The organism is Agromyces italicus DSM 16388, assembly GCF_000421545.1.
Classification (GTDB): Bacteria; Actinomycetota; Actinomycetes; order Actinomycetales; family Microbacteriaceae; genus Agromyces; species Agromyces italicus.
In genome coordinates this window covers 573,964-588,419 of record NZ_ATXF01000005.1, presented here as the reverse complement: position 1 = coordinate 588,419, position 14,456 = coordinate 573,964, and the positions used below count along the sequence as shown (strand labels likewise).

The 14,456-nt window shown below is 69.6% G+C and carries 15 protein-coding genes and 1 tRNA gene; 14 read left to right on the top strand and 2 right to left on the bottom strand.

Features of this window, described 5'->3' with window-relative positions; all coding sequences use genetic code 11:
• Nucleotides 1–57: 57 nt before the first annotated feature.
• The 6 genes from H516_RS0107160 (at nucleotide 58) to H516_RS0107135 (ending at nucleotide 4,669) form a co-directional block, all read left to right on the top strand.
• Nucleotides 58–951: a glycine betaine ABC transporter substrate-binding protein gene (locus tag H516_RS0107160; protein WP_026378535.1), complete on the top strand. Its 894-nt coding sequence runs from the start codon at nucleotides 58–60 to the stop codon at nucleotides 949–951.
• A 187-nt stretch (nucleotides 952–1,138) separates the two neighbouring features.
• Nucleotides 1,139–1,375, top strand: a complete 237-nt coding sequence (rpmB, locus tag H516_RS0107155) for a 50S ribosomal protein L28 (protein ID WP_022889042.1) — start codon at nucleotides 1,139–1,141, stop codon at nucleotides 1,373–1,375.
• Nucleotides 1,375–1,542 (top strand): 50S ribosomal protein L33, encoded by a 168-nt coding sequence (gene rpmG / locus H516_RS0107150; RefSeq protein WP_022889041.1) that lies wholly within the window; start codon nucleotides 1,375–1,377, stop codon nucleotides 1,540–1,542. Before rpmB ends, rpmG begins: the two co-directional genes overlap by 1 nt.
• A 4-nt stretch (nucleotides 1,543–1,546) precedes the next feature.
• On the top strand, nucleotides 1,547–1,852 hold the full coding sequence (gene rpsN / locus H516_RS0107145; RefSeq protein WP_022889040.1) for a 30S ribosomal protein S14: 306 nt from the start codon (nucleotides 1,547–1,549) through the stop codon (nucleotides 1,850–1,852).
• Nucleotides 1,853–2,178: 326 nt separating this feature from the next.
• Nucleotides 2,179–2,466, top strand: a complete 288-nt coding sequence (locus H516_RS0107140) for an HU family DNA-binding protein (RefSeq protein WP_022889039.1) — start codon at nucleotides 2,179–2,181, stop codon at nucleotides 2,464–2,466.
• 214 nt (nucleotides 2,467–2,680) lie between these two features.
• Nucleotides 2,681–4,669 carry a bifunctional copper resistance protein CopD/cytochrome c oxidase assembly protein gene (locus H516_RS0107135; protein WP_022889038.1) on the top strand — a complete coding sequence of 663 codons (1,989 nt, stop codon included), beginning with the start codon at nucleotides 2,681–2,683 and terminating at the stop codon, nucleotides 4,667–4,669.
• Between the two features lie 117 nt (nucleotides 4,670–4,786).
• Here the strand turns inward: H516_RS0107135 and H516_RS0107130 are convergent, their stop codons facing one another.
• Complete coding sequence (locus tag H516_RS0107130; RefSeq protein ID WP_022889037.1) at nucleotides 4,787–5,833, bottom strand: hypothetical protein; 1,047 nt, start codon at nucleotides 5,831–5,833, stop codon at nucleotides 4,787–4,789.
• A gap of 178 nt (nucleotides 5,834–6,011) precedes the next feature.
• On the opposite strand from H516_RS0107130, the gene H516_RS0107125 reads away from it, so the two are divergent.
• The 6 genes from H516_RS0107125 (at nucleotide 6,012) to H516_RS0107100 (ending at nucleotide 11,944) form a co-directional block, all read left to right on the top strand.
• The gene (locus H516_RS0107125; RefSeq protein ID WP_022889036.1) at nucleotides 6,012–7,319 is read left to right on the top strand and encodes an ATP-dependent DNA helicase; all 1,308 of its coding nucleotides are present in this window, start codon (nucleotides 6,012–6,014) and stop codon (nucleotides 7,317–7,319) included.
• 184 nt (nucleotides 7,320–7,503) lie between these two features.
• Nucleotides 7,504–8,823, top strand: coding sequence for a serine hydrolase domain-containing protein (locus H516_RS18910; protein ID WP_084620420.1), 1,320 nt, complete (start codon nucleotides 7,504–7,506; stop codon nucleotides 8,821–8,823).
• An 80-nt stretch (nucleotides 8,824–8,903) separates the two neighbouring features.
• Nucleotides 8,904–9,746 (top strand): class II glutamine amidotransferase, encoded by an 843-nt coding sequence (locus tag H516_RS0107115; RefSeq protein ID WP_022889034.1) that lies wholly within the window; start codon nucleotides 8,904–8,906, stop codon nucleotides 9,744–9,746.
• Between the two features lie 159 nt (nucleotides 9,747–9,905).
• Nucleotides 9,906–10,400, top strand: a complete 495-nt coding sequence (locus H516_RS0107110) for a hypothetical protein (RefSeq protein ID WP_022889033.1) — start codon at nucleotides 9,906–9,908, stop codon at nucleotides 10,398–10,400.
• A gap of 86 nt (nucleotides 10,401–10,486) precedes the next feature.
• Nucleotides 10,487–11,104: a DUF305 domain-containing protein gene (locus tag H516_RS0107105; RefSeq protein WP_022889032.1), complete on the top strand. Its 618-nt coding sequence runs from the start codon at nucleotides 10,487–10,489 to the stop codon at nucleotides 11,102–11,104.
• Between the two features lie 102 nt (nucleotides 11,105–11,206).
• A complete protein-coding gene (locus tag H516_RS0107100) occupies nucleotides 11,207–11,944 on the top strand; it encodes a DsbA family protein (protein ID WP_022889031.1) in 738 nt (245 codons plus the stop codon).
• 67 nt (nucleotides 11,945–12,011) lie between these two features.
• Here the strand turns inward: H516_RS0107100 and H516_RS0107095 are convergent.
• Nucleotides 12,012–12,085, bottom strand: a tRNA-Gly gene (locus tag H516_RS0107095).
• Between the two features lie 119 nt (nucleotides 12,086–12,204).
• Here H516_RS0107095 and dcd point away from each other — a divergent pair.
• Both dcd and H516_RS18900 read left to right on the top strand, forming a co-directional pair.
• A complete protein-coding gene (dcd, locus tag H516_RS0107090; RefSeq protein WP_022889030.1) occupies nucleotides 12,205–12,810 on the top strand; it encodes a dCTP deaminase in 606 nt (201 codons plus the stop codon).
• Nucleotides 12,811–12,955: 145 nt separating this feature from the next.
• Complete coding sequence (locus tag H516_RS18900) at nucleotides 12,956–14,428, top strand: HNH endonuclease signature motif containing protein (protein WP_022889029.1); 1,473 nt, start codon at nucleotides 12,956–12,958, stop codon at nucleotides 14,426–14,428.
• Nucleotides 14,429–14,456 lie beyond the last annotated feature (28 nt).

Below are 14,456 nucleotides of genomic sequence, written 5' to 3'. Positions count from 1 at the left end.
GGAATCGCGCGGCGCTCCCCAACACCCGTGCCACAGCACACGGGAGGAAAGGAACACATGAAGAAGCGCACGCTCACCGGAGCACTCGCACTCGGAGCGGTCTCCTCACTCGCACTCGGCGGCTGCGCCGCAGGTGCCGGTGCCGAGACGCTCGACAACGGCGACCAGAAGGACGTCACGATCGCCGTCTTCAACGGCTGGGACGAGGGCATCGCCGCCAGCGAACTCTGGAAGGCCGTGCTCACCGAGCAGGGCTACGACGTCACCCTCGAGTACGCCGACCCCGCGCCCGTCTACACGGGCCTCACGACCGACGACTACGACGTCACGCTCGACACCTGGCTGCCGATCACCCACGCCGACTACATCGAGGAGTACGGCGACGAGCTCGTCGATCTCGGCGCGTGGAACGAGGACGCGAAGCTCACCATCGCGGTGAACGAGGACGCCCCGATCGACTCGCTCGACGAGCTCGCCGCGAACGCCGACCTCTTCGGCAACCGGCTCGTGGGCATCGAACCGGGCTCGGGCCTCAACCGGGTGACGACCGAAGCCGTGATCCCGGCCTACGGCCTCGAGAAGATGGAATACCTCACGAGCTCGACGCCCGCGATGCTCTCCGAGCTGACGGCCGCGACGAAGGCCGGCGAGAACATCGCCGTCACGCTCTGGCGCCCGCACTGGGCGTACGACGCGTTCCCCCTCAAGGATCTCGCCGACCCCGAGGGCGCGCTCGGCGATGCCGAGGGCATCCACTCCTTCGGCGGCAAGACCTTCGACGAGCGCTTCCCGACGCTCGCGATGTGGCTCGCCGACTTCGAGATGGACTCCGAACTGCTCTTCTCGCTCGAGAACGCGATGTTCAACGAGTCCGACACCGATGACTACGGCCCCGTCGTCGCGGCGTGGATCGAGGAGAACCGGGAGTACGTCGACTCGCTCACGGACTGAGCCGAACCGCTCGATTCGGCTGCGATCGGCCACTCTGCTAAACTGGCTCGTTGGCTGGGTGCATCCACTGCCCAGACCGCGACAATCCCCTTCGTCCTCCGCGAGAAATCGCGGGATTCGGCGTGGGAACGTCAGCAGACAAGAGACCTTGGGAGGGGCATCCGCCCCTCGGTATTGGAGGAAACCAATGGCAGCAGTGTGCCAGGTGACCGGAGCCGTTCCCGGCTTCGGACACAACATCTCGCACTCGCACCGCCGGACGAAGCGCCGCTTCGACCCGAACGTGCAGAAGAAGACGTACTTCGTTCCGTCGCTTCGTCGGAACATCACGATCAACGTGTCCGCCAAGGGCATCAAGGTCATCGACGCCCGTGGCATCGAGGCCGTCGTTCGTGACATGCAGTCTCGTGGGGTGAAGTTCTAATGGCGAAGGCACAAGACGTCCGGCCGATCATCAAGCTTCGGTCGACCGCCGGTACCGGGTTCACCTACGTGACCCGCAAGAACCGTCGCAACAACCCCGACCGGCTCGTGCTGAAGAAGTACGACCCGGTGATTCGCAAGCACGTCGACTTCCGAGAGGAGCGCTAACCACATGGCGAAGAAGAGCAAGATCGCGCGCAACGAGCAGCGCAAGGTGATCGTCGACCGCTACGCGGAGAAGCGCCTCGAACTGAAGAAGGCGCTCGTCGACCCGAACGGCACCGACGAGAGCCGCGAGGCCGCTCGCGTGGGCCTGCAGAAGCTGCCCCGCAACGCCTCGCCGATCCGCGTGCGTTCGCGTGACGCCATCGACGGCCGCCCCCGTGGCGTGCTCACGAAGTTCGGTGTCTCGCGTGTCCGCTTCCGCGACATGGCGCACCGTGGCGAACTGCCCGGCATCACGAAGTCGAGCTGGTAAGCCCGAGAGCTTCACGCTTCACGAGAGGGGCGCCCCGGATCATTCCGGGGCGCCCCTTTCGCCGTCTCTGCTGTGCGCTTCCGGGGGTGCATTCGCGCCAGAACCACCCCGAATTCGGCCCTGGGATGTCGCGAAAGCACCCCCGCAACGCCCACCACTGCGCGACACGCCGGGGCAAGGTGCGCGAAAGGGCCGGAAATCCGCGGGATTCCGCGGATCTCTGTTACATTCGAGGCGGCCTCAACGGCCACGGGGCGGCGCAAGCTCGTTCCCGAAACTTCAACAAAAGTGCTGTACATACAGCGAACGTCCGAGGAGGACATTCAATGGCTGACAAGTCGCTGAACAAGACCGAGCTCGTCGCGAAGATCGCTGCGTCGACCGGCCAGAGCCAGGCCACCGTCGACGCCGTGCTCGGCGGTCTGTTCGAGGCGCTCGCCGAGTCCGTGGGCTCGGGCACCAAGGTCTCCATCCCGGGCTGGCTCGCCGTCGAGCGCACGCACCGCGCTGCGCGCACCGGCCGCAACCCGCAGACGGGTGCCACCATCGAGATCCCGGCCGGCTACTCGGTCAAGGTCTCGGCCGGTTCGAAGCTCAAGGCTGCTGCCAAGTAACCAGAGCCTTCCCGAGGGGCGTGCGGCGCGAGCCGTACGCCCCTTCGCCGTCCCCGCAGCATCCCGCCAGAGCTGTTTCTCAGGAGATTTCGGGGTGCGACAGCCTGATCAGGGCCGAATCGTCCTGAGAAATACACGTATTCCAGGCCGAGTTCCTGAGCAACGCGAATGCGCGCCCGGGAGATGCACGGGCAGCGCCGTCTAGGCTGGTTCGGTGCCCCGCTCCGTCCGAGTGCTCGGCCCTGCCGTGCTCACCGCCGTCGCCCTCGCGGCGACCTTCGCCGCACTCTCGTTCGGCGGGGGCGCCGCCGAACAGCTCATTCAAGACCCGGGGCCGATCGCGCGCTACGGCGTTCCGGTGTCGAAGCTCTTCGTGAACCTCGGCGCCGCCGGCATGATCGGCGCGCTCGTGCTCGCCGTCTGGGCGCTCAGCCCGAAGCGCCGCGAGTTCGACCTCGCCCTCGACGTCGCCGCCGCCTCGGCCGCGGTGATGACCGTCGCGAGCGCGGCGACGGGGCTGTTCACCTTCATCTTCGTGACGGCGGTGCCGTTCGATCTCAGCGACGCCTTCGGGCAGAAGCTCGGGCAGTTCGTCACCACCATCGAGCTCGGCCAGTCGTGGCTCATCACGACGCTCGCCGCGGCCGCGGTGACGGTGCTCTGCTTCGCGGTGCGCAACCACACCGCGCTCGTCTTCGTGACGGTGCTCGCGGTCGCCTCGCTCGTGCCGATGGCGCAGCAGGGGCACGCCGCCGGCGCCGCAGGCCACGCGGCCGCCGTCACCGGGCTGGGCCTCCACCTCGTCTTCGCGGCCGTCTGGCTCGGCGGGCTCCTCACGATCGTGCTGCTTCAGCGTGAACTCGGCGCGAAGCGCCTGCCGGTCGTGCTCGCGCGCTACTCGACCGTCGCGCTCATCTGCTTCATCGTCGTCGCGGTCTCGGGGTACGCGAGCGCGGCGCTGCGCCTCGGCGACTGGTCGCAGCTTGCGACGCCGTACGGCGCGCTCGTCGTCGTGAAGGTCGCCGCGCTGATCGCGCTCGGCCTGTTCGGTGCGGCCCAGCGCCGGTGGCTGATCGGGCGGATGGCCCGGGGCACGGGTTCGGGGTCGGGTTCCGGGTCCGGCACGTTCTGGTGGCTCGTCGTCGCCGAGCTCGCGTTCATGGGGCTCGCCTCCGGCGTCGCCGCCGCGCTCGCCCGCACGGCACCGCCGGTGTCCGAAGAGGTCCTCACGAACGCGCTCGTCAGCCCGGCGAAGTTCCTCACCGGTGAGGAACTGCCGCCGTGGCCCGAGACGTTCCGCTACTTCACCGAGTGGAACCCCGACCTCATCTGGCTGCTCGCCTGCGGCTTCGGCATCTTCTTCTACCTCGCGGGCGTTCGCCGGCTCCGCAAGCGCGGCGACAAGTGGCCCGTGTACCGCACGGTGCTCTGGGTGGCCGGGCTCCTCCTCCTCGCCTACGTCACCAACGGCGGGGTGAACGTCTACGAGCAGTACCTGTTCTCGGCGCACATGCTCGCGCACATGGTGCTGACGATGGCGGTGCCGGTGCTCCTCGTGCCGGGGGCGCCCGTGACGCTCGCGGCGCGCGCGATCAGGCCCCGGAAGGACGGCTCGCGCGGCGGGCGCGAGTGGATCATGCTCGCCGTGCACTCGAAGTTCGCCGGCATCATCGCGAACCCGATCGTCGCGGCGGTGCTCTTCGCGGGCTCGCTCTGGGTGTTCTACTACTCGCCGCTGTTCCGCTGGACGATGTTCGACCACATCGGCCACGAGTGGATGATCGTGCACTTCCTCATCACGGGGTACCTCTTCGTGCAGTCGCTCATCGGCATCGACCCGGTGCCGTACCGGCTGCCGTACCCGTTCCGGCTGCTGCTCCTGCTCGGCACGATGGCCTTCCACGCCTTCTTCGGCCTCGCGATCATGACCGGCACGGGGCTGCTGCTCGCCGACTGGTACGGCGCGATGGGCTGGGGCACCGATGCCCTCGCCGACCAGCAGCTCGGCGGCGGCATCGCGTGGTCGATCGGCGAGATCCCGACGGTGGCGCTCGCGATCACGGTCGCGTTCCAGTGGTCGCGCAGCGACGAGAAGGAGTCGAAGCGACGCGATCGCCACGCCGACCGCACGGGCGACGCCGAGCTCGAGGAGTACAACGCGCGCCTCGCCGCGATCGCCGCACGCGACAATTCCGCAGACTGAGGGCAGCGCCGCCCGCATCCGCGGGTTTCGAGACGCTCGCTGGCGCTCGCTCCTCAACCCGCCGGTTTCGAGACGCTCGCTGGCGCTCGCTCCTCAACCCGCGGGTCGAGACGGGCGTCACTCGAGCTGGATCGCGATCGAACCGTCGGGTCTGATCGTCGCCGCGAGCGCCAGCGTGAACGTGCGGTCCTCCTCGAGCGTGAAGTAGTGGCCGTCGAAGAGGTCTTGGACCTCGACCGAGATGTGCGCGACACCCTCGGTGGGCGGCATGTCGAACGAGGCCTCGCCCGCGGTCAGCGTCACCTGAGGAGTCGAGATGATGCTCCACGTCGGTTCGCTCGTGACGCGGTCGTCGATCTCGATGCCGAAGGGGCAGTCGGCCGGCTGGAGGACTTTCTGCTCGGTGCAGGCGGCGAGGTACTCGTCGACCTTCGTCTGCACCCGTTCGACGAACTCGGGCGTGGGTTGCGCATCGACGGTGACCGCGACCTGCTCGGCGGCGCTCGTCGGCACGGTGGTGTGCGGCGCCGCGAGCAGCGGTGAATCGTACGAGAACTCGTAGACCGCGGGGGCGATCGCGAGGTAGGGCGCGACCTGCGTGAACGCGGCGAGCTCGTCGCCGGTCTTCGTCGCACGGGTGTCGAGGGTCAGCGAACCGACCGTGAAGAGCGGGTTGTGAGCCGCGGTCACGTCGACCACGGCGAGTGGGCTGTCGGCGAACTCCCATCGTGCGAGCACGCCGTAGAGCGCGTCGATGGGCCGGACCTCGAAGGTGGATTCTGCGATCTCGGTGTCGAGGCGGTAGCTCGCGGTCACCGAGTGGCTGCCGTCGGCGTTCGTGATGTCGCTGACGATGCTGATGTCTTCGGGGGCCGACGCGACGACGCCCGAGCGCAGCATCGCGCTGGAGATGTCGGCCGGGAGGCCGAGCTCTTCGAGCGTGGCGTCGTCGAGCGCGACGCCGGGCGTCGTCGAGGCGGTCGCGATGTCGTCGTCGGCGATGGCCTCGAGGTAGCCCTTCACGAAGCTCGATGCGCCGTAGATCGATTGGTTGAGCCCGCCGAGCGCAGCGAGGAAGGCGGCGATGAGGAGCGCGGCGAGCCCGACCCACCCCGCGACGGCCGCCGGCGAGACCCGGCTCCGCACCTCGCCTGCATTCCCCACCCGCACAGTCTATGTTTCACGATCGCGCGAAGCTGAGCTTCTCCACAGCCGGCGCGAGCGGCGCGGATGTCACGGAGTCGCCGTCTCGAGCTCGGGTCGCCCCCGTACGCGGTTACAGTTGGGAGCGCCGCCCGGTGCTGCGTCGGCCCCGAGACATCCGCCCATCGAAAGACCCTTGTTGCAGAACGTGACCCTCTCCCGCGAACAGGCCGCGGTGTTCCAGGCGATCGAGAGCACCCGCGAGCACGTCTTCGTGACGGGCCGCGCGGGCACCGGCAAGTCGACCCTGCTGAACCACCTGAACTGGCAGACGAAGAAGCAGATCGTGATCTGCGCGCCGACCGGGGTCGCCGCGCTGAACGTCGGCGGCCAGACGATCCACTCGCTCTTCCGCCTGCCGATCGGGGTCATCGCCGACCACGACATCGACCAGAACGACGCGGTGCGCAAGATCCTGAACGCGATGGACACGCTGGTCGTCGACGAGGTGTCGATGGTGAACGCCGACCTCATGGACGCGATGGATCGCTCGCTCAGGCAGGCGCGACAGCGTCCGCTCGAACCGTTCGGCGGTGCCCAGGTGGTGCTCTTCGGCGATCCGTACCAGCTCGCGCCCGTGCCGGGCGACGCCGACGAGCGCGCCTACTTCGCCGACACCTACGACTCGATGTGGTTCTTCGACGCGAAGGTCTGGGGCGAGGTCGACCTCAAGATCTTCGAGCTCGGCGAGATCCACCGCCAGCATGACGACCAGTTCAAGCAGTTGCTGAACGCGGTGCGGCACGGGCGGGTCACCGCCGAGATGGCCGGCGTGCTGAACGGGGTGGGCGCCAGGCGCCCGCTGCCCGAGCAGGGCGCGATCACCCTGGCGACGACGAACAGCACGGTCAACCGCATCAACGCGACGCAGTTGGCTCGCCTGCCCGGCACCTCGAAGGCGAACGCGGCCGAGGTGAACGGCGACTTCGGCGGGCGGGCGTTCCCGGCCGACGAGCGGCTCGAGCTCAAGGTCGGGGCGCAGGTGATGTTCCTCCGCAACGACACGGCGATCGGGCCCGACGGGCAGCGCTGGGTGAACGGCACGATCGGCACGATCACCTCGCTGAAGCGCGAGGTGCGCGTCGAGATCGACGGCGAGGAGCACGAGATCGAACCCGTCACCTGGGAGAAGTACCGCTACACGTGGCACGCGGCGCGCAAGAAGCTCGAGAAGGAGATCGTCGCCGAGTTCACGCAGTTCCCGTTGCGGTTGGCTTGGGCGGTGACGATCCACAAGTCGCAGGGGGCGAGCTACGACACGGCGATCGTCGACCTCGGCCCACGGGTGTTCAGCCCCGGGCAGACGTATGTCGCGTTGAGCCGGCTCACCTCGCTCGAGGGGCTGTACCTGCAGCGGCCGCTGCGGCCGAGCGACATCATCGTCGACCGTGATGTCGAGCGCTTCATGGCGGGCGCAGCCCGTGAGATCGGCGTCGTCGCCCGCTGAGACGCAGCGCGCCGCCGTGGTCGGTGTCGGCTCGTCGGCGCGGCGGATGGTTCTGGAACCATTCGTGCGCATCCGGACAGAACCCTCTGAGGGGTGCCCCGCGGCCCCCGCCACCGCCTGCCGGGCCGGGCGAATCCCACTTCGCGGGTTACAATTTCAGCGGACACACGGCTGAGGGGGCACGGTGGCTGACCGTACTGGGGGCAGACGGCGAGCGGCTTCGGCACTCGCGGCGATCTTCGTCGTGCTCGCGCTCGGCGCATGCACGGGCGGGTCGGTCGACCCGGCGAGTCGTTTCGAACCGGTCGACGCGGCGTACTCCGACGAGGTCGCGGAACAGCTCGACGAGGTGCTCGAGCAGGCGGTGGCACTCAGTGGCTCGAGCGGTGGGGTCGCCGGGGTGTGGGCTCCGTGGGCCGGCGGCTGGACCGGGGCATCCGGCACCGTCGACTTCCGGGAGAAGTCGCGTCCGGTGACCGAGGAGACGGGATTCCGCCTCACGACGGTGACCTCCGAGATCACGTGCCTCATCCTCCTGCGTCTCGTCGACGCCGGCGCGGTCGCGCTCGACGACCCCGTCGCCGAGTACGTCGACCGCGTTCCCGGGCTCGAGGGCATCACTCTCGAACAGCTCTGCCGCCACACCTCGGGACTCGCCGACTACTACCCGGGGCTCGAGGCGCACTTCGTCACGAACCCCGAGCGCATCTGGTCGCCGAACGAGCTCATCGCCGGCGGGCTCGCGACGAAGCCGACGGGCGAACCCGGCGAGGTCTGGTCGTATTCGCGCACGGGGGTGCTGCTCCTCGCCCGCGCCCTCGAGGAGGCGACCGGACGAGACTGGGACCAGCTCGCCGAGGAGTACGTGTTCGAGCCGCTCGGCCTCGACGACACCGAGATCCCACCCCCCGGCGACAGCAGCCATCAGGGGTTGCTCGGGGCCTATGCGGCGGGAACCGGCGGCGACGGCAAGACCGACTGCGCGGTGATCCACGACGACACCTCGCAGTCGAGCTCGATCGGCGCGGCCGCGGCGGGCGCGACGTCCGACCTCGACGACGCCCGCAGGTTGAGCGAGGCCTTCGCGACCGGTGTGCTCGTGGGGGAGCGCAGCGCACGCGAGCTGTGGACGACCGAGCACCTCGGCGGCGACGCCCCGGTCTGGGAGCAGTTCGGCCTCGGAGGTGCGGAGTACGGGCCGATGCGCGGCACCGCAGGCGAGTCGGCCGGGTCGTTGACCGCCGCCTTCACCGACCCCGAGACGGGGCTCACGGTCGTCGTCGCGCTCAACAACTCGACCTCGGGAGCAGCGTTCGTGCGCGAGACGGCATTCGCCCTCGCCTCGATCGGCTCGAAGACGAAGGCGATCGAAGGCCGCGAACAACCGCTCGTCGAGCTGCCGTGGTCGCTCGAGCAGGCGACGACGAAGATGCAGGAGATCGCGGTCTGCCCGATCGAACCCGAGGCCGCGGAGGCGGCCGGCGAAGAGCCCGCTGAGGGATAGCGCCCGGCGCCGCCCGGCGCGTGGCGAATCGGCGTAGCCTCGACCCAGAGGCATCCGTCACCCGCTGGGGAGGAAGCAGCATGTGTCGCTGGCTGGCGTACTCGGGCGAGCCGATCCAGCTCTCCAAACTCATCCTCGATACGCAGAACTCGCTCGTCGCGCAATCGCTGAACTCGCCGCTCGGCGCCGAGACGGTGAACGGCGACGGGTTCGGCGTCGGCTGGTATCCGGCGGATGCTGCGAAGGGACGTGATCCCGCGTTGTTCCACAGCATCGAACCGGCCTGGTACGACGAGAACCTGCGTGAGATCACCCACGCGATCGAGAGTCCGCTCTTCTTCGCGCACGTGCGCGCGGCGGCAGGCCCGCCGATCCAGCAGACCAACTGCCACCCGTTCCGGCACGAGAACTGGCTGTTCATGCACAACGGGCGCATCGCGGGCCTGAACCTCGTGCGGCGCGACCTCGCGCTCGCCGTCGAGCCCGAGTTCTACCCGCTCATCCGCGGCACCACCGACTCCGAGCTGCTCTTCTACCTTGCGCTCACACTGGGCCTCCGTGACGACCCGGTCGCAGCCATGGCCGTGGCGATCCGCAGGGTCGAGGCCGTCGGCCACGGGCACGGCGTCGAGTTTCCGATGCAGGGCACCGTCGCGGTCTCCGACGGCGCCACCGTGTGGGCGTTCCGGTACTCGTCCGAAGGGCGGACACGCACCCTGTTCCACTCGATCGCCATGGCGACCCTGCAGGAGATGTACCCCGAGGAGGAGCGGTTGCGGGGATACGGGCGGAATGCGCGCGTCATCGTGTCTGAGCCGCTCAGCGATCTGCCGGGCGCCTTCGTCGAGGTGCCCGAGGCGACGGTCGCGATCCTCCAGCATGGTCGGTACCGCCACGAGCCGTTCCTCGCGGGCGAGGAATAGGCGCCCGCCGCCCGCCGCCCGCCGGCCCGCCCGCCCGGCCGCCCGCCCGGCCGCCCGCTCCCGCCTCCGGCGGATTCTCAGCCCGGCGCCGAGGGCGGTGCAGTACGCTCGGGGGTGTTCGTCCGCGGTGCCCGCCGCGGTGCCCGGCCAGGAGGTGCGATGTCGTCGAGCGCGGCCCGCGACGTCGGCCGTTCCCGCATCGGTGGCGCGCGGCGCGCACTGCTCGCGCTGCTCGGAGTGGCGGCGGTGCTCGTGGGCCTGCTCGCCATGCACACCGCCGGACCCGGCACCGAGCACGGCACCGCCGCGACGGCCTCGCATGTCGCGCCCGAGTCGGGTAGCGGTCACGAGGCTCTATCGACCGCCACGACCTCGACGGCGGAGCATCCCGCCATCGCGAGCCTCATCGCCTCGGTCGGCGGCGCCGTCGCCTGCGACGAGGAGTGCATGAGCGCGCTCGGCGACTGCGCGCTCATGGTGATGGGCTGCGCGATGCTCCTCATGCTCGCCGCGTTCGCGCTCGTCGCCCGCGGGCCCGCCGTGTTCCGTCGGCTGCTCGACCGCGGCGCCGCGCACTTCACGGCGTTCCTCCGGGTCATCCCATTGCACCTTCACCGACCTGATCTCTCCGTTCTCTCCATCAGTCGAACCTGAGCCGAATCGGCCCCCGCCATGCGGGCGTGGCCTCGCCATGCCCGCACGGCATCACCTGATCGACCCCGACGAACGGAAGAACACTGATGCGAACTGCACGAAAGCTCCTGATCACGGCCGCCGCGGCGGTCACCGCCCTGGCCCTCGCCGGCTGCGCCGACACCTCGATGACGGGCATGGACCACGGCGGCGACCCGTCGTCGAATCCCTCGACCGACTCGAACACCGCGTCGGCGGCCGGCGCGAACGGTGCCGACATCGCATTCGCGACCATGATGATCCCGCACCACGAACAGGCCGTCGAGATGAGCGAGCTCCTGCTCGCGGAGCCCGAGCTCGGCGAGCCGGTGCGCGCGCTCGCCGAGGGCGTCATGGCGGCGCAGCAGCCCGAGATCGACCAGCTGCGCGACTGGCTCGCCGAGTGGGGCCAGGAGGAGGTCGACATGGGTGGCATGGATCACGGCGACGGCATGATGAGCGAGGACGATCTCGCAGTTCTCGAGGCGGCTGCCGGCGCCGAGGCCGAGCGGCTCTACCTCGAGCAGATGATCGTGCACCACGAGGGCGCCGTCGCGATGGCCGAGGCCGAGATCGCCGACGGCGCGCACCCCGACGCGGTCGCCATGGCCGAACGCATCGTCGCCACCCAGTCCGACGAGATCGCGCTGATGCAGGAGCTGCTCGGCGTGAGCCCGCGCGGCTAGCGGCGCGCCGCACCCCTCGCGCGTCGCGCCGCCCGGGAACCCGCGGCGGCGCGCCGCGCAGCCCGCCCGACCCCACCTCACCCCGAACTTGGAGAACATCCCATGACCACGCCCGACCCGAAGCGCCCGACGAGCGGGGACGCCGCCGAGGCATCCCGCCGCAAGCGGATCATCTGGACGAACGTCGCCCTCGTGGCGGCGTTCATCGCGATCGTCGCCCTCGCGTTCGCCCTGCTCAGACCGCAGACGGCGCCGCCGGCGTCGGGCGGTTCGTCGCCCTCGTCATCGTCATCGTCGGATGCCTCGGTTCCGACCGTGCGTGCCGACAGCCACGTGCTGGGCGAACCGGGAACGAGCGGGGTGACCGTCGTCGAGTTCCTCGATTTCGAGTGCGAGGCGTGCGGGGCGTTCTTCCCGCTCGTGGAGCAGCTGCGCGAGGAGTACGCCGGCGAGGTGACCTTCGTCACGCGCTACTTCCCCCTCGACGGCCACCTGAACTCGCGCAACGCGGCCGTCGCCGCCGAGGCCGCCGCCCAGCAGGGCGCATTCGAGCCGATGTACGCCATGCTCTTCGAGACGCAGGCCGAGTGGGGCGAGCAGCGCGAGTCGCGGGCGCCGCTCTTCCGCGAGTTCGCAGCCGAGCTCGGGCTCGACCTCGACGCCTACGACGCGGCCGTCGCCGATCCCGCGACGCTCGAACGCGTCGAGTCCGACCGCATCGACGGGATCGCGCTCGGCGTGCAGTCGACGCCCACCTTCTTCGTGGACGACGAGATGCTGCGGCTCGAGGCGTACGAGGACCTGGGGGCCGGGATCGAGGCGGAGCTGGCGGGGGAATGAGCCGGGCTGCCGTCCGCCGCCTCGGAGTGCCGGGCGTTGGCGAACGCCGTTCGCACGAGGGGGGCGATGGAGCCGATGACGGGAATCGAACCCGCGCTATCTGCTTGGGAAGCAGAAGTTCTGCCATTGAACTACATCGGCGTGCGGCATCCGACGAAGATGCTGCGGTGACCATCGTAGCAAGGGTCTCGATGCGCTTCGCTATTCGATCGCCGAGACGCGTCGCTCATCGGCCGCCGGGCGCTCGGTAGGCTGGGCGGGTGCTTCTCTCGGATCGTGACATCAGGGCCGAACTCGACCTCGAGCGCATCAGGCTCGAGCCCTCCGACGCGTCGATGCTTCAGCCGTCGAGTGTCGACGTGCGGCTCGACCGGTACTTCCGGCTGTTCGACAACCACAAGTACCCGTTCATCGACCCGGCCGAAGACCAGCCCGAGCTGACCCACCTCATCGAGGTGCGGCCCGACGAGGCGTTCATCCTGCACCCGGGCGAGTTCGTGCTCGCCTCGACGTTCGAGGCCGTCACCCTGCCCGACGACGTCGCAGCGCGTCTCGAGGGCAAGAGCTCGCTCGGCCGGCTCGGCCTGCTCACGCACTCGACCGCGGGTTTCATCGACCCGGGCTTCACGGGGCACGTCACGCTCGAGCTGAGCAACGTCGCGACGCTGCCGATCAAGCTGTGGCCGGGCATGAAGATCGGGCAGATGTGCTTCTTCCGGCTGTCGTCGCCCGCCGAGAAGCCGTACGGCTCGGCCGACTACTCGAGCCGCTATCAGGGCCAGCGGGGGCCGACGGCCTCGCGCTCGTTCCACAACTTCCACCGCTCCGACGTGAGCGTCACCGACGCCGGGTCGAAGGGCGAGTAGCGGGGCGGAGCGAACTGTGCCGCGGACTGTCGCCACGAGCCGCGGCGCGAAGCGGAGCGCGAACCGCGGCGCGAACCGCGGAGAAGTTCTCCACAACTATCGAACATCTCTTCGAATCCCGGGCGATCTCGGCTAGACTCGGGGCATGCCCGAACCCGCTGAAATACCCGCTCTGACCGGGGTTTCAGCCGCGACCATCGGGCTCGATGAGGCATGGGCCGGGGCGCTGGTCGCCGGGGCGGTCAGGGCGGTCGACGCGGCCGGCGATGTGCGGCTGATGAGTGCTGACGGGCTGGTCCGGGTGACCGAGGCGCTGGGCGAGTTGTTCCGTCGGGTGCAGGCGTTGCAGGCGCCGGTCGCGGCCGAGCTGGCTGCCCGCTCTCGGCCGGGCACCGATGAGGTGGCGCGCAAGCACGGGTTCTCCTCGGCCGAGCACTTGATCGCGTCAGCGACCGGCGGTCGCTACCGAGAGGCGGTGAAGCTCGTCGCGGTCGGCGCGGCGACGGCACCGCGGGCCGCGTTCACCGGTGAGGTGCTGCCGCCCAAGCATCCGCATCTCGCTCGGGCGGTCGCGGCGGGCGCGGTGTGCGTCGATGCGGCCGACGTGATCCGCCGGTTCCTCGACGGGGTCGCGCCTCGGGCCGACCGGGTCGAACTCGGTGAGGCCGAGGCGTTCCTGGTCGAACGGGCTCCGGTCGTCGGGGTCGACGGGCTGCACCGGCTCGTGAAGCTGCTTCAGGCCCGGCTCGACCCCGACGGGGTCAAGCCGCGTGAAGACGAGTTGCGCGGCGCCCGCGAGTTCCGCATCTGGGAGGACGAGCACGGCATGATCCGGTTCAAGGGCGCTGCCGACCCGGTCAGCGGGGCCCCGATCAAGCTCGCGATCGAGACGCTCGTCGGTGCCGAACTCCACCGGGCGCGTGACGCGAAGCATCCTCGAACCGAAGCTGACCGCGACAGCAGGAGCGACGGCGACGACGATGACGTGCTCGGCGAGCAGCGCACGATCGCGCAGATGAACCTCGACGCGTTGGCCGACCTCGCCCGCCACTCGCTCGGCGCCGTCGACGCGCCGGCGCCGCTGCGGCAGGCGATGGTCGTCGCCCGCATCGATGGCGAAGCCCTCGAGACCGGTCGTGGGTACGGCACGATCGACGGCATCGAGCAGCCCGTCTCGGTCTCCTCGATCCAAGAGCTCGCGATGTCAGCCGGAATCTCGCCCCTCTACGTGGGCGAGGGGCGCGAGAACCTCCAGCTCGGCCGATCCCGCAGGTTGTTCTCTCAAGCGCAGAAGCTCGTTCTCACAGAACGCGACGGCGGCTGCGCGTGGCCGGGCTGCACGAGGCCGCCGTCGCATACTCAGGCGCACCACATCAGGTGGTGGAGCCGCCACCAGGGCCGCACCGATTTCGACAACGGCATCATGCTCTGCGCCCATCATCATCACCGGGTCCATGACGACGGCTGGGCCATCCTCATCGACCAGGGCTACACGTGGTTCGTGCCACCCGCGCACCTCGATCCGAGCAGGCGGCCACGCGCGGGCAACCGACGACTCCCATCGATCGCGCCACCACCGCCCGACGCGACCGCATTCCTGGCCCTCGCGGCCGCCTGAACCGAGCCGGGCCGCGGTGCGGTCCGGT